13 protein-coding genes and 2 pseudogenes are annotated in these 16,306 nt (G+C 68.3%); 12 read left to right on the top strand and 3 right to left on the bottom strand.

Features of this window, described 5'->3' with window-relative positions; all coding sequences use genetic code 11:
* Positions 1 to 252: 252 nt before the first annotated feature.
* Positions 253 to 1,950 carry a fumarate hydratase gene (locus IM25_RS12120; RefSeq protein WP_019288028.1) on the top strand — a complete coding sequence of 566 codons (1,698 nt, stop codon included), beginning with the start codon at positions 253 to 255 and terminating at the stop codon, positions 1,948 to 1,950.
* A 147-nt stretch (positions 1,951 to 2,097) separates the two neighbouring features.
* Here IM25_RS12120 and IM25_RS12115 read toward each other — a convergent pair whose 3' ends face one another.
* Entirely contained in the window at positions 2,098 to 2,490 is a 393-nt protein-coding gene (locus tag IM25_RS12115) for a hypothetical protein (protein WP_006550601.1), read from the bottom strand.
* A 221-nt stretch (positions 2,491 to 2,711) separates the two neighbouring features.
* Between IM25_RS12115 and uraD the strand changes: the two genes are divergently transcribed.
* The 3 genes from uraD to pucL are packed head-to-tail and all read left to right on the top strand — an operon-like array spanning position 2,712 to position 4,464.
* On the top strand, positions 2,712 to 3,218 hold the full coding sequence (gene uraD, locus IM25_RS12110; RefSeq protein WP_006550602.1) for a 2-oxo-4-hydroxy-4-carboxy-5-ureidoimidazoline decarboxylase: 507 nt from the start codon (positions 2,712 to 2,714) through the stop codon (positions 3,216 to 3,218).
* Positions 3,215 to 3,538: a hydroxyisourate hydrolase gene (gene uraH, locus IM25_RS12105; protein ID WP_065996068.1), complete on the top strand. Its 324-nt coding sequence runs from the start codon at positions 3,215 to 3,217 to the stop codon at positions 3,536 to 3,538. Before uraD ends, uraH begins: the two co-directional genes overlap by 4 nt.
* A 5-nt stretch (positions 3,539 to 3,543) precedes the next feature.
* Positions 3,544 to 4,464, top strand: coding sequence for a factor-independent urate hydroxylase (pucL, locus tag IM25_RS12100; protein WP_006550604.1), 921 nt, complete (start codon positions 3,544 to 3,546; stop codon positions 4,462 to 4,464).
* A 30-nt stretch (positions 4,465 to 4,494) separates the two neighbouring features.
* On the opposite strand, the gene IM25_RS12095 is transcribed toward pucL, so the two are convergent.
* Positions 4,495 to 5,958 (bottom strand): PucR family transcriptional regulator, encoded by a 1,464-nt coding sequence (locus IM25_RS12095; protein ID WP_232238041.1) that lies wholly within the window; start codon positions 5,956 to 5,958, stop codon positions 4,495 to 4,497.
* Positions 5,959 to 6,099: 141 nt separating this feature from the next.
* On the opposite strand from IM25_RS12095, the gene IM25_RS12090 reads away from it, so the two are divergent.
* The 4 genes and pseudogenes from IM25_RS12090 to IM25_RS25480 all read left to right on the top strand — a co-directional run.
* A complete protein-coding gene (locus IM25_RS12090) occupies positions 6,100 to 7,473 on the top strand; it encodes an 8-oxoguanine deaminase (RefSeq protein WP_033097281.1) in 1,374 nt (457 codons plus the stop codon).
* Between the two features lie 5 nt (positions 7,474 to 7,478).
* Entirely contained in the window at positions 7,479 to 8,321 is an 843-nt protein-coding gene (locus IM25_RS12085; protein WP_050993395.1) for an FAD binding domain-containing protein, read from the top strand.
* Entirely contained in the window at positions 8,318 to 11,014 is a 2,697-nt protein-coding gene (locus tag IM25_RS12080) for a molybdopterin-dependent oxidoreductase (RefSeq protein WP_033097280.1), read from the top strand. The genes IM25_RS12085 and IM25_RS12080 overlap by 4 nt, the downstream gene beginning before the upstream one ends.
* A gap of 134 nt (positions 11,015 to 11,148) precedes the next feature.
* Positions 11,149 to 11,328, top strand: a pseudogene (locus IM25_RS25480) (GMC oxidoreductase); the annotation flags it as partial.
* 55 nt (positions 11,329 to 11,383) lie between these two features.
* Here the strand turns inward: IM25_RS25480 and IM25_RS12075 are convergent.
* Entirely contained in the window at positions 11,384 to 12,376 is a 993-nt protein-coding gene (locus tag IM25_RS12075; protein ID WP_033097279.1) for an isopenicillin N synthase family dioxygenase, read from the bottom strand.
* Positions 12,377 to 12,833: 457 nt separating this feature from the next.
* Between IM25_RS12075 and IM25_RS27610 the strand changes: the two are divergent.
* The 4 genes and pseudogenes from IM25_RS27610 to IM25_RS12060 all read left to right on the top strand — a co-directional run.
* Positions 12,834 to 13,244, top strand: a pseudogene (locus tag IM25_RS27610) (ATP-binding cassette domain-containing protein); the annotation flags it as partial.
* Between the two features lie 228 nt (positions 13,245 to 13,472).
* Entirely contained in the window at positions 13,473 to 14,276 is an 804-nt protein-coding gene (locus IM25_RS27605; RefSeq protein ID WP_418345743.1) for an ATP-binding cassette domain-containing protein, read from the top strand.
* On the top strand, positions 14,273 to 15,346 hold the full coding sequence (locus IM25_RS12065) for an ABC transporter permease (protein ID WP_006550610.1): 1,074 nt from the start codon (positions 14,273 to 14,275) through the stop codon (positions 15,344 to 15,346). Before IM25_RS27605 ends, IM25_RS12065 begins: the two co-directional genes overlap by 4 nt.
* Positions 15,343 to 16,305: an ABC transporter permease gene (locus IM25_RS12060; RefSeq protein ID WP_006550611.1), complete on the top strand. Its 963-nt coding sequence runs from the start codon at positions 15,343 to 15,345 to the stop codon at positions 16,303 to 16,305. The genes IM25_RS12065 and IM25_RS12060 overlap by 4 nt, the downstream gene beginning before the upstream one ends.
* The last annotated feature ends 1 nt before the right edge of the window (position 16,306 follow it).

Genomic DNA, 16,306 nt, shown 5'->3' with positions numbered 1-16,306 from the left:
CCTCCGGAAACTCTCGAACATCCGGTCAAGTGTACGGATCGGGGCCTGCCGGCCGCCGTGACGGCGAACACTCCGGCCTCGACTTCCTTGCGGGATTTCCGGTCGTCGGCGACATAAACACGCCGCCGAAAGTCGCGAGACGCAGGTCACATCGAGTTTGCAGGTCGAGTCCGTCACATGCCCCGTTGTCAAGGCCTTGCGCCGGCGCCGCTAACGTGTACGGCGATCACCAGCCCTCTTCCAGGAGAAACAATGGCCGACTTCCTCTACGAGGACCTGCTGCCGATCGGGGAAGACCCCACCGAGTATCGGTTGCTGACCACCGAGGGGGTGTCCACCGTCGAAGGACCCGACGGCCGCACCTTCCTGAAGGTGGAACCCGAGGCCCTGCGCCTGCTCACCGAGACCGCACTGCACGACATCTCCCATTACCTGCGCACGGATCACCTGAAGCAGCTGGCGAGCATCCTCGAGGACCCCGAGGCGTCGAACAACGACAAGTTCGTTGCGCTCGACCTCCTGAAGAACGCAAACATTGCCGCCGGCGGCGTGCTGCCCATGTGCCAGGACACCGGCACCGCCATCGTCATGGGCAAGCGCGGCCAGCAGGTGCTCACCCCGGGTGACGACGAGGAGTCCATCGCGCGCGGTGTGTACGACGCGTACACGAAGTTGAACCTGCGGTACTCGCAGAACGCCCCGCTGACGATGTGGGACGAGAAGAACACGGGCAACAACCTGCCGGCGCAGATCGAGCTGTACGCGGACACCGCGAAGGGCCACGAGAACGCCTACAAGTTCCTGTTCATGGCCAAGGGCGGCGGATCGGCCAACAAGTCGTACCTGTACCAGGAGACGAAGGCCATTCTGAACCCGGACTCGATGATGCAGTTCCTCGAGGCCAAGATCCGGTCGCTCGGCACCGCGGCGTGCCCGCCCTACCACCTCGCGATCGTTGTCGGCGGCACCTCCGCCGAGTTCGCGCTCAAGACGGCCAAGTACGCCTCGGCGCACTACCTCGACGAGCTGCCCACCGAGGGTGCCATCACCGGCCGCGGCTTCCGCGATCTCGAACTCGAGAAGAAGGTCTTCGAGCTCACCCAGAAGATCGGCATCGGCGCGCAGTTCGGTGGCAAGTACTTCTGCCACGACGTCCGCGTCGTCCGCCTGCCGCGCCACGGCGCGTCGCTGCCCGTCGCGATCGCCGTCTCCTGCTCGGCCGACCGCCAGGCCAAGGCCAAGATCACGCCCGAGGGTGTCTTCCTCGAGCAGCTCGAGTTCAACCCCGGTCAGTTCCTGCCCGAGGTCACCGACAGCCAGCTCGACTCCGAGACGTCGGGCGTCTCGGGCACCGGCAAGGGTGCCGCGGTCAAGATCGACCTCACCCGGCCGATGCCGGAGATCCTCGCCGAGCTGTCCAAGCACCCGGTCAAGACGCGCCTGTCGCTCACCGGTCCGCTGGTCGTCGCGCGCGACATCGCGCACGCGAAGATCAAGGAGCGCCTCGACCGTGGTGAGGAGATGCCGCAGTACCTGAAGGATCACCCGGTCTACTACGCCGGTCCGGCGAAGACCCCCGAGGGTCTGGCGTCGGGTTCGTTCGGCCCGACGACGGCCGGTCGTATGGACTCCTACGTCGACCAGTTCCAGGCCGCCGGTGGCTCGATGGTGATGCTCGCGAAGGGCAATCGCTCCAAGCAGGTCACCGACGCATGCCACACGTACGGCGGCTTCTACCTAGGTTCGATCGGCGGTCCGGCCGCGCGTCTGGCGCTCGACTGCATCAAGAACGTCGAGGTCGTCGAGTACGAAGAGCTCGGCATGGAAGCGGTCTGGAAGATCGAGGTCGAGGACTTCCCCGCATTCATCGTCGTCGACGACAAGGGCAACGACTTCTTCGCGCACACCGGCGAGGTCACGCTCACGGTCGGCAAGCGACCCGGTCTGTAGACCCGACTCGCTGTAGACGCACTATCCCGAACGGCCCGGCAGGATTTTCTGCCGGGCCGTTCGCGTTCGGGTGGATGTGCGCACCGTGCGGACAGAAACACGCTGCCGGAGCGTGTGCTCATGTCCACAGGACGAGCAAATTCGGACTCAAGCAGCGCAAGTGTGCGTCCGCGCGAGCACCGCGGGCGACTGCACGACCACCTGCTGCAGGAAGTCGAGGACGATGCCTGGTGCCGGTTCGGCGCCGGGTGTGAGCACCGCGCACAGTGCGCGGTACTGGTCGTCGCTCATCACGGGCGCGATACGGAAATGCGTGGTCATCGCGAGCGTGAAGTCGATCCCGAAGTCGCGGGCGCGGACCTGCAGCTGCGGACCGTGCTCCCCCGCGATCAGGCAGACGTCGAAGACGGCCCGTCCGGCGGTGTGCTCGAACGATGCGGCCGGAACGTTGTTGCGGACCATCTGCCGGTAGAGAGGTCGCAGTCCGCCGAGCACGACCGGCGGAAGCGTCACTGCTCGAGGACGGTCGGCGGTGAACATGTGATCACTCCTTCAACCCTGCGACCCCACCCGGGTCGCCCACTTCTTCTGGAATAAATCCAATAACTGGAACTATTCCAGAAAAACGTTCAAGACGCAACCACCTCGTTGGCCGATCATCCAACCGGCGCACCCGCGGCGAACCGAACTCTGTAGCGCTTGCCCCTCCCCCGCCGCACGCCCACCGGACAGTATCGAATGCACCGACGAAAGGAGGGTCCGTGCAGCTCACAACGGCCCGGTTCGATGCGATGCCCGAGGACGAGGCCGTCGCTCTGTTGCTCGACTGCTGTTCGAGCCGGACATGGGCACACTCCGTCGTCGCAGCGCGCCCGTTCGGTTCGCGCACCGTGCTGCTCACCGCCGCCGCTGCCGCGGCCGAGAACCTCGACGGTGACGACCTCACCGACGCCCTCGCCGGCCACCCGCGCATCGGCGAACGCAGCGAACACGCTGCTTCCCGTCGCGAGCAGTCCGCCGTCGCCACGGCCGACGCCGACATCCTCGACCGGCTCGCCGCCGGCAACCGTGAGTACGAGGAACGGTTCGGGCACGTCTACCTCGTCCGCGCCGCCGGCCGCACGGCCCCGGAACTGCTGGAGATCCTCGAGCGTCGCCTCGACAACGACCCGGAGAGCGAGAAAGCCGAGATGCGTGCGGCGCTCGCCGAGATCACCCGACTCCGCCTCGAGCGGATCGTCATCGAGACCGCAGGGAGCCGCGCATGAACACCCTGAGTACCCACGTGCTCGACGCGACGGCCGGTGCCCCCGCGGTGGGGTTGCGCGTCGCCCTCACCGATACGCACGGAACCTCGTTGGGCGCCGGTGTCACCGACGACGACGGTCGTCTCACCGGTTTCACCGATCCATTGCCCGAGGGCACCTACCACCTGACCTTCGCCACCGGTGACTGGTTCTCGCGCCGCGGAGTCGCGTCCTTCTATCCGGAGGTGACCGTCCCCTTCCGTATCCCGGAGGGCAGCAGCCACTTCCACGTGCCGCTCCTCCTGTCGCCCTATTCGTATTCCACCTACCGCGGGAGCTGACCACCATGACCGAACTGACCGGCAAGATCGTCCTCGGACCGCACCGCTACGGCAAGGCCGAGAATCGGGTGGTGCGCATCGTGCGCGACACCGACCGGCACGAGATCCGCGACCTGAACGTCTCGTCCTGCCTGCACGGCGATTTCGACGCCGCACATCTCGAGGGAGATCAGGGCACGGTGCTGCCCACCGACAGCCAGAAGCAGACCATCTACTCCTACGCCAAGGAGAAGGGCGTCGAGTTCGTCGAGGAGTACGGCCTCGCGCTCGCGCGGCATTTCGTCGACGACGTCGAACCCGTCCGCTCGGCGCGCATCGAGATCGAGGAGTACGCCTGGGAGCGGGTCGTCGTCGACGGCGCCGAGCACGACCACACCTGGACGCGCAAGGGATCCGAGGTCCGCACCGCCGCGATCACCGTCGAGGGCACCGGGACCGACCGACGCGAATGGGTGGTCGGCGGCCTGAAGGATCTCGTCGTCCTCAAGTCCACCGGCTCGGAGTTCCAGGGCTTCCTCACCGACCCGTACACGGTTCTCGAACCGGCGGAGGATCGCATCATGGCGACGAGCCTCCAGGCGCGCTGGCGGTTCGCATCGACCGACGTCGACTGGGACACCGTCTACGCGGGCGTGCGCGCCACCCTCCTCGAGGTGTTCGCGAACCTGCATTCGAAGGCCCTGCAACAGAGCCTGTACGAGATGGGCCGCGCCGTGCTCGAGCGGTACCCATCGATCGCCGAGATCCGCCTGTCCGCACCGAACAAGCACCACTTCCTCTACGACCTGGCACGTTTCGGAGTCGAGAACGCCGGTGAGGTCTTCCACGCCGACGACCGGCCCTACGGACTGATCCAGGCGAGCGTGCTGCGCGAGGACGCCCCCGATGCCGGCATCTCCTGGGAGCCCTACACCGGCGCCATGTGACCACTCACGCGGCACGACAACGGATACCGCTCACGCGAGAGCGGGTTCCAACGAACGCAGCGCGAGATACAGATCGAAGCGGTCACCGGTGCGCGCGAGGGAACGCCCGGTGAGCGCTTCGACTCGCCCGATGCGGTAGCGGACCGTGTTCAGGTGCACGTGCAGTCGATCGGCCGCGCGCCGCCACGATCCGTCGCAGTCGAGGAATGCCTCGAGGGTCGCGAGCAGACCCGCGTCGGTGCGTCGGTCGTGTTCGACGACGTCCCCGAGCAGCCGGTCGGCGTAGGCGCGACGCAGTTCGTCGGGCAGGGTCGACAACAGGTCGAGCGCCGAATCGAGTTCGGCACGTCGCACCGACACCGGACCCGGATCGTTGTGTGCTGCAGCGCATGCCGATGCCGCCGCGCGGACCGCGCCGGCCGGGTCGTCGTCGGAACTCTGCCCGCCGACACCGACGAACATCCGGTCGCCGCGCAACGCCGGCGCGAGACGCCCGAGGCGTCGGCTCAACAGCCGTGCCACGTCGACGTCGCTGCCGATCGCCGGGGCGACCACCCTGTTCGCCGCGTCGATCGACGTGACCGCTCCGTCCAGGACGTCCTCGACGAGACCGCGTAGGACGTCCGGCGAGATCCGGCCCTCGGCTTCGGCCACCACCGCGACCCGCGAGTCCGCAGCGCGCACGGTCGGGGTCCGGTCGGTGATCTCCCATGCCACCCGGCGCCGTTCGTCGCGCCGGATCCGATCGAGAGCGACCACCGCGGCGAGTTCGGAGAACGCCTCGACGCACTCCGGTCCGCTCTCGTCGTGCCGGATCACCAGGAACCACGCGTCGATCCGGTCCGTCAGTCCGCGTCCCACCGGCAGGACGGTGAAGTCACCGTCGAGCCGCAGTGGAAAGCGGTCGGCGGTCAACGCTGCTGCGGTGATCCGGTCGAGTTCGGCGTCGTCGAGCTCAGCACCTCCTGCGACCGTCACGCCTGTGGAGGTGATCAGCGCCGATTCCACCCCGAGCTGCTGCGCGAGTCCGTCGAGCAGCTCCCCCACACTCCGACCGTCGGCGACGGCGGCGAGCCATTGCCGCTGCCGTGCCAGTCCCGTCTGCAGACGATCCATCCGGGCTCCGGCCATATGCCCGGTCATGTATTCGATGACCCGGCTGAACGGCACCTCGTCGGGCACGACCAGGAGCGGCATGCGATGTCGTGCACACGCCTCGATCACGTCGTCGGGTACCCGGCCGTGCAGGGCCTCGCCGGCGGCCATCGCCGTCACCCCCGCTCGGACGAGCCGTTTGACGAACAGGTCGGAGTCCTCGACGGAGCGTCGCCACACCAGGCCGGTGAACACGAGCGAGCCTGCGCTGACGTAGCGCGTGGGGTCGGGCATGTCGGTGGTGCACGCGCGCAGCACGGGACGGCTCAGGGCCTCCGCGTCGCCGTGCAGTACACCGATTCCCAGCCCCGGCGCCTCCACCACATCTCGAAGAAGCACGATGTTCACCTCCTGATGACGGTCTTGGACGATCGCACAGTACGAGCCGCGGATTTCCGAGGTGTTTCGTGCGTGCTGCCGCAGAGGTACATCTGTTCGGCGCAGTTGACTGAAGACTCCCGACGATCCGAGGAGTCGACTATGCACGCGCATCCCACCACCCGGCCGCTCGTCATCCGCGGCGCACACGTGGTGAGCATGGACGCCGCCCGCGCCGAACACCGCGACGGTTATGTCGTCGTCTCCGGCAACCGGATCGTCGCGGTCGGGTCGGGCGAACCGACCGGCTACGACGATGCGCAGATCGTCGACGGCACCGGTTGCGTGCTCACCCCCGGCCTGATCAATACCCACCACCACCTGTACCAATGGATCACGCGTGGGCTCGCCGCCGACCACACCCTGTTCGAATGGCTCACCACCCTCTATCCAGTCTGGGGTGGCATCGACGCCGACGCCGTGCACGTCGCGGCCAAGGGCGCACTCGCGCATCTGGTGCGCACCGGATGCACGACCAGCACCGACCACCACTACGTCGTGCCCCGCGAGGGCGGTGACGTCTTCGGCGCGGAGATCGCCGCAGCGGCCGAGGTCGGTATCCGCTTCCATCCCTGCCGCGGGTCGATGGACCTCGGTGCGAGCGCCGGGGGTCTGCCGCCCGATCACATCGTCGAGGACATCGACGCGATCCTCGAGGGCAGCCGCGAGGCCGTCGACCGCTGGCACGATCCGTCGTTCGATTCGATGTTGCGGGTCGCGCTCGCGCCGTGCTCGCCCTTCTCGGTGACCGGTGAGCTGCTGAAGCAGTCCGCGTTGCTCGCCCGCGATCTCGGGGTGCGGCTGCACACCCATCTCGCCGAGACCCTCGACGAGGAGGACTTCTGCCTCGAGAAGTTCGGATGCAAGCCCGTCCAGTACATGGAGTCGCTGGGCTGGACCGGACCCGACGTCTGGTACGCGCACGCCGTGCACCTCGACGACCGTGACATCGGTGTGCTCGCCGCGTCGGGTACAGGTGCGGCCCACTGCCCCACCTCGAACGCCCGGCTCGGTGCCGGCATCGCCCGCGCCGCCGACCTCTACGCCGCGGGCGTGCCGCTCGGCCTCGGCGTCGACGGTGCCGCGAGCAACGAGTCGTGCTGCATGCTCGAAGAGGCCCACCACGCCGCACTGTTCGCCCGTGCCCGCAGCGGCCCCCGCGCCATGACGGTGCGGCAGAGCCTCGAACTCGCCACCATCGGCGGCGCCCGGGTCCTCGGACGCGAGGACGAGATCGGATCGATCGAGCCCGGCAAGCTCGCCGATCTGGCGTTGTGGCGGATCGACGGCCTCGCCCACTCCGGCATCGCCGACCCGGTCGCGGCCCTCGTCCTCGGCAGCACACCGCCTCTCGAACTGCTGTTGATCAACGGCCGTGAGGTGGTCGTCCGCGACGAGGTCCGGACCGTCGACGAGGACGTCGTGGCACGGCAGGTCGCGGCGGAACACGCCGCGCTGGTCGCCAAGGCGGGGTGAAGGCGATGGATCTGCACAACATCACCGCCTACGACATCGCCCGCGACCGCACCGATCTGACCTTCGAGGAGGGCGCGGCCCCGCTCGGCGGTGGCACCTGGTTGTTCTCCGAACCGCAACCGCACCTCCACCGACTCGTGGATCTGTCCGGTCTCGGCTGGCCTGCCGTGACCCGGCACCCCGACGCTCTCGAGATCGCCGCGACCTGCACGGTCGAACAGATGGCCGCACTCTCGGACGAGGCGGAACATACTGCGGCACCGCTGTTCCGGCAGTGCGCCGAGGCACTGTTGGCGTCGTGGAAGATCTGGAAGCGCGCCACGGTCGGCGGCAACATCTGCCTGTCCTTCCCCGCCGGTGCCATGATCTCGCTGGCGACCGCACTCGACGCGGACGCGGTGATCTGGACGATCGACGGCGGCGAACGGCGGATCCCGGTGGCCGACTTCGTCCTCGGAGTCGCCTCCAACGCCCTCGCACCCGGAGAGATCCTGCGGAGCATCCGGATTCCTCTGCGGGTCCTGAGTTCCCGCACGGTCTTCCGCAAGATCGCCCTCTCTCCGCTGGGACGTTCGGGGGCCGTCGTGATCGGACGCCGCGACGACGACGGCAGTGTCACGCTGTCGATCACCGCGTCGACGGTGCGTCCCTGTCTCCTGCGGTTCACGGAAGTCCCGTCGGCACAGGCGTTGTCCGACGCACTGGCCCGTCTCGTCCCGACGACGAGCTACTACACCGATGCGCATGGCTCCGCCGACTGGCGACGTGCCGTTACCGCGGTGCTCGCCGAAGAGATCCGCACCGAACTGTCGAACACTGCACTGCCGAAAACGGAGGTTCAGCCGTGAAACTCACCGTCAACGGCCGCGAACGCGACGTCGACCCCCGGCCCGGCCAGTGCCTGCGTACCCTGCTGCGCGAGACCGAGCACTTCGAGGTCAAGAAGGGCTGCGACGCCGGCGACTGCGGCGCGTGCTCGGTCCTGCTCGACGGCGAACCCGTCCACTCCTGCGTGGTCCCGGCCGTGCGGGTCGAGGGTCGCGAGGTCACCACGGTCGCGGGACTGGGAACCCCCGACGACCTGCATCCCGTCCAACAACAGTTCGCCGACGCCGCCGGTTTCCAGTGCGGCTTCTGTACCGCAGGCATGATCGTCACCGCGTCCACCTTCACCGACGAAGATCTCGACGACCTGCCGAAACGCTTGAAGGGCAACCTGTGCCGGTGCACCGGCTACCGATCGATCGAGGATGCCCTGCGGTCGCGCACCAACGTCGAGCAGGTCGATGGCCCGTCGTGCGGCCGCTCGCAGCGCGCACCGGCCGCGACGCGGGTCGTCACCGGCACCGAGCCGTACACCCTCGACACCACCGTCGAGGGCCTGCTGCACATCGCCGTCCTCGGCAGCCCGCACACCCATGCGCGGATCCTCTCCGTCGACGTCTCGGCCGCCGAGGCGTTCCCCGGTGTCCACGCGGTGTTGTACCACCGCGACGCCCCGGCCACCGCCTATTCGACCGCTCGCCACGAGAACCGCAACGACGATCCCGACGACACATACCTGTTCGACCGGGTCGTGCGCTTCCGCGGACAGCGGGTCGCCGCGGTGGTCGCCGAGAGTCCGGCAATCGCACACCGGGCGCTCGCGTCGATCCACGTCGAGTACGAGGAACTGCCCTTCGTCCTCGATCCCGACGAGGCCCGGAAGCCTGGGGCTCCCCTCCTGCACGCCGACAAGTCCGCCGACGCGCGCATCGCCGATCCCGGACGCAACGTCGTCGCCGCGATCCACGGCAGCAGCGGGGACGTCGACGCGGCGGTCGCGTCCGCTGCGGCGGTGGTGCAGGGACGCTGGCAGACCCACCGCGTCCAACACACCCATCTCGAAACACACGGAGCCATCGGTCATCTCGACGAGGCCGGACGGCTCGTCATCCGCAGTTCCACACAGGTTCCGTTCCTGGTGCGCGACGAGCTGTGCCATATCTTCGGACTCGACCGGGACCGGGTGCGCGTGCACACGGCCCGGGTGGGCGGGGGGTTCGGCGCCAAGCAGGAGATGCTGGTCGAAGATGTCGTCGCGGCGGCGGTCTTGAAGACGGGGCGCCCGGTGCAGTGGGAGTTCACCCGTTCCGATCAGCTCACCGTCGCTCCGTGCCGGCATCCCATGCGGGTCGACGTCACCCTCGCCGCCGACGCCGACGGTGTCCTCACCGCCCTCGCGATCGACGTGCTGGCCGACGCGGGCGCCTACGGCAACCACAGCCCCGGGGTGATGTTCCACGGCTGCACGGAGTCGATCGCGGTGTACCGATGCCCGAACAAGCGGGTCGACGCCGAATCCGTGTACACGAACAACCGGCCGTCGGGCGCCTTCCGCGGCTACGGCCTCGGCCAGGTGATCTTCGCCGTGGAGTCGGCCATGGACGAACTCGCCATCAAGCTCGGCATCGACCCGTACGAGTTCCGGCGCCGCAACATCATCGCGCCGGGAGAGCCACTGGTCGCGGCGCATCCCGAGGGCGTCGACCTGACGTACGGCAGCTACGGACTCGACCAGTGTCTCGATCTTGCCGAACGGGCGATGGCGCGCACCGGCGGCCGGCCCACGCCGACCGGTGATCACTGGCGGATCGGCGAGGGGATGGCGCTCGCGATGATCGCGACCAACCCGCCCAACGGGCACATCTCCGAAGCGTCGATCGAACTTCTGCCCGACGGCCGGTATCTTGCCCGGGTGGGCACCGCGGAGTTCGGCAACGGCACCACCACCGTCCACACCCAGATCGCGGCCACCGCGCTCGGCACCACTCCCGACCGCATCGTGGTCCAGCAGTCCGACACCGACGTCACCACCCACGACACCGGCGCCTTCGGGTCGTCGGGCACGGTCGTCGCGTCGAAGGCCCTGCTGGCGGCCTCCCACGAGTTGCGACGGCGGATGGCCAAGACCGCCGCGGAGCTGACCGGCCTCGACCCGGAGCAGGCCGAGCTGCAGGCCGACGGCGTGCGGTGCGGCGATCGTCTCGTCACGCCTGGTGAGCTGCTGGAGGTCGCGGGTGGCCGGTTGCGCGCCGAGGGCCGGCACGGCGGTCTGCCGCGCTCGCTGTCGTTCAACGTGCAGGCCTTCCGCGTCGCCGTCGACACCCGTACCGGTGAGGTGCAGATCCTCCGCTCGGTCCAGGCCGCCGATGCCGGCACCGTCCTCAACCCCGAGCAGTGCCGCGGGCAGATCGAAGGCGGCACTGCGCAGGCGCTCGGTGCGTCGATGTACGAGGAGATCATCACAGACGACGCCGGCCGCGTGACGACAGATGTGTTACGCAACTACCATATTCCGCAATTCGCGGACGTCCCGCGCACCGAGGTCTACTTCGCCGACACCTACGACGAACTCGGGCCGATGGGCGCGAAGTCGATGAGCGAGGCCCCGTTCAACCCGGTGGCCCCGGCGTTGGCGAACGCCGTGCGCAACGCCATCGGGGTGCGGCCGCACGAGCTGCCGCTGTCCCGCGACCGCATCTGGCGCCTCATGCAGTGAGCCCGACCCGTCGAGACCGATGTTGTGTGCGATTTCCGGCCGGATTTCGCACACGACATCGGTCTCGTTCGTTGTACGGCCGGACACGCAACGCAGCCGTAACACGAAGTTGATGCAGCGGGGTCGATTCGACTCATCACGCTGTGTGCGCGATGGGCGTGGGATCCGACGCCGTCGTCGACCCGGACCTGCGGGTCCACGGCGTGGACGGACTGCGCGTCGTCGACGCCTCCGTCATCCCGGTGCTCCCGTCGTGCAACACCAACGCCCCCGTGATCGCCCTCGCCGAGCGCGCGGCCTCGCTGATCACCGGAACCGAGAGGAGACTGTCGTCTGGGATTACGAGAACGGCGCCGCCGGGCCGGAGAACTACTTGGAGACGAAGACGGTGTGCTTGTCGATCTGACCGTCGGTCGGGGCCCCGAGGTATGCGTGCGTCGCTTCGAACCGCGATTGAAGGTACTCGCCGGCCCTGATCGGTGGATGGATCGGCTCCGCGCCCGGTTCGACACAGGTCGGGATCGCCTCGATCACGGCGTGGTAGTCCGGGGTGACGAAATAGGGCAGCGAATAACGGTGTCCGTGTGTGGGATTCAGCACCCGATGGCGGGTGGAGACGTAGCGGTGGTTGGTCCACCGGGCGATCATGTCGCCGAGGTTGACGATCAGCGCGTCGGGCGGGGTCACGACGTCGATCCATCCGCCGCCTCGCGCGGCGACCTGCAGCCCACCGATGTCGTTCTGGGCGAGCAGTGTCAACGAGCCGTAGTCGGTGTGGGGCGCGACGCCGAGTGTGGTATCGCCGACAGGAACGGGTGCGTAGTGCAGCATACGGAGCGACCCGAGCGGGTCGGTGAACATCGGCACGAAGGCGTCGGCGTCGAGGCCGAGAGCGAGTGCGAGACCGCGCATGAGGTGGGCGTTGATGTCCAGACACGCCTTCGCGTACTCGTCGGCGACACTCTTGAAGTCGGGCATCAGCGAGGCGGGCCATTGTGCCGGACCGTGCAGCGGCGTACCCGCCATCACCTCCGGATGATCGGCCGCACGGTCGGTGGTGATGTCGAGGGCCTCCTTGCCGTCGGCTCCGACGGTGGGGTCGAGTGCCTCGGTCTTCGGCGGCACATATCCGCTGTGACAGGTGGATCTCGCGATGGCGATCTCCATCTTCTCCTCGAAAGGCAGCGCGAAGAAGCGCCGCGCCTGCTCCATCGTCGCCGCGCGGAGGTCGGGGTCGAGTCCGTGACCGGTGACGACGAAGAACCCGAGGTCGGTACACGCGGCGTCGAGCGCGCCGACGACGGCGTGCGGGTCGCTCCCGTCGCGCAGCGGACGCAGATCGATGAGAGGCAGGGCTTCCATAGGTGACTCCTGGACAGAGCGGACGGGTGATCGCTCCGAGTCAACTCCTGCGATACTGCGGATCCGTCTCGCTGAGGTGAGGACCGTGTTACCGGTTCCCGGACCGCGCCCCGACGCAGAGCACCGGGCGAGCCGGATCGAGGAAGTCCGACGGCGACCGTCCGAGCGACGCGATCCTGTTCCGGCACTGCATTCTCCGTCGGCATCACGAACTTCATTCCCTTCCGCCGCCCGAAACACAATCGTCATGAATCGGACACGACCGCTCAACTACCAACCTGGATCGTCTCGACTCGACACATAGCGATTACTCGGAAGGCCCCACCGTATGGTGACAGCAACTTCGACCGCGAGCATCACCACCACTGCGGGAGTGACAGAATCGGTTCCCGCCGAGGGCGTCGTGATGCGCGGTATCCACCGGTCCTTCGGTGAGAACACCGTCCTGCGCGACGTGTCGTTGCATGTGCGCCCCGGCGAGGTCTACGCACTGCTCGGCGAGAACGGCGCCGGCAAGTCGACCCTGATGCGCATCCTCACCGGGCTTCTCCCGCCCGACTCCGGTTCCATTGCGGTGGACGGAGAGTCGCTCATCGACGGAGGCCGGGAACGGATCGCGATGGTCCACCAGCACTTCATGCTCGTGCCGAGCATGACGGTTGCGGAGAACTTCCTGCTCGGCCGGTCCCGCGGAGTGATCGGCCGGAAGCGCCTGCGGCGCAACGAAGCCGAGATCGCCGCCCTCGCGAAGAACACCGGTCTCGCCTGCGACCCCACCGCACGCGTGGAGAACCTGTCGGTCGGCGAGCAGCAGCGCGTCGAGATCCTCCGAGCCCTGCACCTGGGCGCCCGTTACCTGCTGCTCGACGAACCGACCGCGAATCTGGCTCCGGCCGAGGTGCACTCACTGCTCGCACAGGTCCGCCGACTCGCCGCCGAACGCGGCGTCGGGATCGTGCTCATCACTCACCATCTGGAAGAGGTCCTCGAGGCCGCCGATCGGGTCGGTGTGCTGCGGGGAGGACGGCTCGTCGCCGAACGCCCCATCCGCGGGAACGGCGCCGAGAGGGTCACCACCGCCGAACTCGCCCGCGACATGGTCGGCCGTGAGGTCGGGCTCGGTATCCGCCGTGCGGCCACCGAACCGGCCGGGAACCGGATGCTCGAACTGGTCGGTGTGTCCGTCCCCGGTCAGTTGCACGACGTGACCCTGCGGGTCGCATCCGGGCAGCTCGTCGCCGTCGCCGGAGTCGAGGGCAACGGCCAGTCCGCCCTCGAGGACGTCCTGTCCGGGCTCTCCCCCGACTCCACCGGTGCGGTGGTCGTCGCCGAACGGGAGATCGACTCCTCGTCCCCCCGCGCGATGCGCGAGGCCGGTGTCGGCATCGTCCCCGCCGACCGCTACACCCGGGGACTGATCAAGTCGTTGGGAATCGACACCAATCTCGCGATCGACAGCTACACCGATCCCCCGCTCGCCCGTCGCTGGGGCCGCCTGTCGCGGGCAGCCGTCCGCGAACGCGCCGAGCGCATCATCGCCGCCCTGTCGGTCAAGGCCCAGAGCCCGCGCACGCTCGCCGGCACCCTGTCCGGTGGGCACGCCCAGCGCGTCGTGCTCGGCCGGGTCCTCGACGGTGAGCCGGACGTCCTCGTCGTCGCCCAGCCCACCCGCGGTCTCGACATCGGCGCCACCGAGTTCGTCTGGGACACGCTCGTCGACCATCGCTCCCGGGGCGCCGCGATCCTGCTCATCTCGTCCGATCTCGACGAGATCTGCAGCCTCGCCGACAGGATCGTCGTGCTCTACCGCGGACGGATCGTCGCCGAGTTCGACGAAGGCCCGTTCGACCGCGAAGCCCTCGGCTCGGCCATGGGCGGATTCCAGGAGGCCGCAGCATGACCGCCACGCTCAGCCCACCGGTGACGACGCCACCCGAGCCGCCCACCGCGTCGCGGATCCGGAGTCTCACGACCACTATCGGGGTGCCGCTACTCGCCGTCGCCGTCGGTCTCGCGGCGGGCGGGATCCTCATCGTCCTCGCGGGCGGTGATCCGGGGCAGGCCTACGCGACGATGCTCGACGCCGCTCTCGGCGGCGATACGCAGCTCGGCCGCCTGCTCACGGGTATGACGCCGCTCGTCCTCATGGGTCTCGGCTACGCGATCGCGTACCGCACCGGCTTCATCACCATCGGCGCGCAGGGCCATTACGACGTCGGCGCGATCACCGCGACGGCCGTGGTGCTGAGCATGCCGTTGGGGACGAGCTGGATCGCGATCCCGATCGTCGCCGTCACCGCCGCGGCCGCAGGTGCGTGCATCGGCGGCATCGCAGGCGTGCTGAAGGCGCGGCTCGGGGTCAACGAGATCATCTCGTCGCTCATGCTCAACTACCTCGTCTTCTACACATTGGCGTGGGCGGTGCGCAAACCCCTCGCCAATCCCAACGGTTTCACCCCCGAGTCCGAACGCATTCCCGACTGGGCCGCACTCGCGACGATTCCCGGCACCCGCATCCACATCGGTGTGTTCGTCGCGATCGCGGCGGTGCCGCTGGTGTGGTGGCTCATGCGTTCGACCCGGTTCGGTTTCGCGTCGCAGATCGTCGGTGGGAGCCCGAGCGTCGCCGAGGCCAATGGCATCTCCGTCGCCCGCACCGTGGTCACCTCCGCTCTGATCAGCGGCGCACTCGGCGGTATCGCCGGCGCGATCATGTTGCTGGGCAGCGAGTTCCGACTGTCGCTGGCGATCTCCTCCGGGATCGGGTTCACCGCGATCGTGGTAGCACTGCTCGGGCGTCGCAATCCGTTCGGCATCGTGCTCGCAGCAGCATTGGTCTCCGGGCTGACCCTCGGCAGTCAGGCGGTGCAGCGTACCCAGGAGATCCCCGCGTCCATCGGCACCGTCGTCCAGGCAGTGATGATCCTGACGGTGCTGCTCGCCAACCGAATCGTGGAGCGTGCTCGATGAACTGGTCCGATGTCCTGGGCGCCGGTGCGCTCGTCCCGCTGTTCACCGCTGCGCTGCGGCTGGCGGTGCCGATCATCCTCGCCGCCGCCGGCGCGTGCCTCGCCGAGCGCTCGGGGCTGATGAACCTCGGTATCGAGGGACAGATGATGGTCGGCGCGATCATCGCGTTCGTGACGGTGTACTACACCGGGCAACCGATGCTCGGCGCCGCCACCGGCGCCGCCGCGGGCCTCGTGATCGCCGCGATCGTCGGCTACCTGACGATCACGATGGCCGTCGACCAGATCATCACGGGGATCTCGGTGGTGATCCTCGGGACCGGACTCGCGTCCTTCCTGTACCTGCAGGTGTTCGGCATGACCGGTACACCGCCGCGCATCCAGGGCACCATTCCCCTCGACCTTCCGGTGCTGTCCGACCTGCCGGTGCTCGGCCCGATCGTGTTCTCGCAGTCCCCGCTCGTCTACCTCGCGCTCGCACTCGTCGTCGCCCTGTGGTGGGTGCTCACCCGCACGGCCTTCGGCCTGTCGATCCGCGCGGCCGGGGAAAGCCCCGAGGCCGCCGACTCGGTGGGCGTCTCCGTCCCCCGCACCCGATGGAGCACGCTGCTGATCTCCGGCGCCGCAGCAGGTATGGCCGGCGCGCTCGTCATCGACAGCCTGGGCTTCTTCCAGGACGGCATCACCGGTGGTCGCGGCTGGATCGCGCTCGGTGTCGTCATCCTCGCCCGGTGGAATCCGCTCGGCGCCATCGTCGGTGGCTTCATGTTCGGTCTCGTCGACGCCTTCCAGCTGCGCGTACAGGCCGCGTCCGGTGGACAGGCCACGTCGGTACCGTACGAGCTGTTCCAGGCCATGCCGTACGCGGTGACGTTGCTCGCGGTCATCGCCACAACCGTGTGGTTCTCGCGCAGCAATTCCCCGAAGGCGCTCGGCATCCCGTTCGTGCCCGCGAAATAGC

Source organism: Rhodococcus sp. p52, from assembly GCF_000763325.2.
GTDB classification, from domain to species: Bacteria; Actinomycetota; Actinomycetes; order Mycobacteriales; family Mycobacteriaceae; genus Rhodococcus; species Rhodococcus pyridinivorans.
The sequence above is the reverse complement of the archived record's forward strand: the minus strand, read 5'-3'. Positions and strand labels throughout refer to the sequence as shown.

What these genes read in the sequence shown, in the direction of transcription:
- IM25_RS12060 (WP_006550611.1), top strand. Translation starts at nt 15,343, where the DNA reads ATGAACTGGTCCGATGTCCTGGGCGCCGGTGCGCTCGTCCCGCTGTTC.
- uraH (WP_065996068.1), top strand. Translation starts at nt 3,215, where the DNA reads ATGAACACCCTGAGTACCCACGTGCTCGACGCGACGGCCGGTGCCCCC.
- IM25_RS12090 (WP_033097281.1), top strand. Translation starts at nt 6,100, where the DNA reads ATGCACGCGCATCCCACCACCCGGCCGCTCGTCATCCGCGGCGCACAC.
- IM25_RS12065 (WP_006550610.1), top strand. Translation starts at nt 14,273, where the DNA reads ATGACCGCCACGCTCAGCCCACCGGTGACGACGCCACCCGAGCCGCCC.
- IM25_RS12120 (WP_019288028.1), top strand. Translation starts at nt 253, where the DNA reads ATGGCCGACTTCCTCTACGAGGACCTGCTGCCGATCGGGGAAGACCCC.
- IM25_RS12115 (WP_006550601.1), bottom strand. Translation starts at nt 2,490, where the DNA reads ATGTTCACCGCCGACCGTCCTCGAGCAGTGACGCTTCCGCCGGTCGTG.
- IM25_RS12075 (WP_033097279.1), bottom strand. Translation starts at nt 12,376, where the DNA reads ATGGAAGCCCTGCCTCTCATCGATCTGCGTCCGCTGCGCGACGGGAGC.
- IM25_RS27605 (WP_418345743.1), top strand. Translation starts at nt 13,473, where the DNA reads ATGGTCGGCCGTGAGGTCGGGCTCGGTATCCGCCGTGCGGCCACCGAA.
- IM25_RS12085 (WP_050993395.1), top strand. Translation starts at nt 7,479, where the DNA reads ATGGATCTGCACAACATCACCGCCTACGACATCGCCCGCGACCGCACC.
- pucL (WP_006550604.1), top strand. Translation starts at nt 3,544, where the DNA reads ATGACCGAACTGACCGGCAAGATCGTCCTCGGACCGCACCGCTACGGC.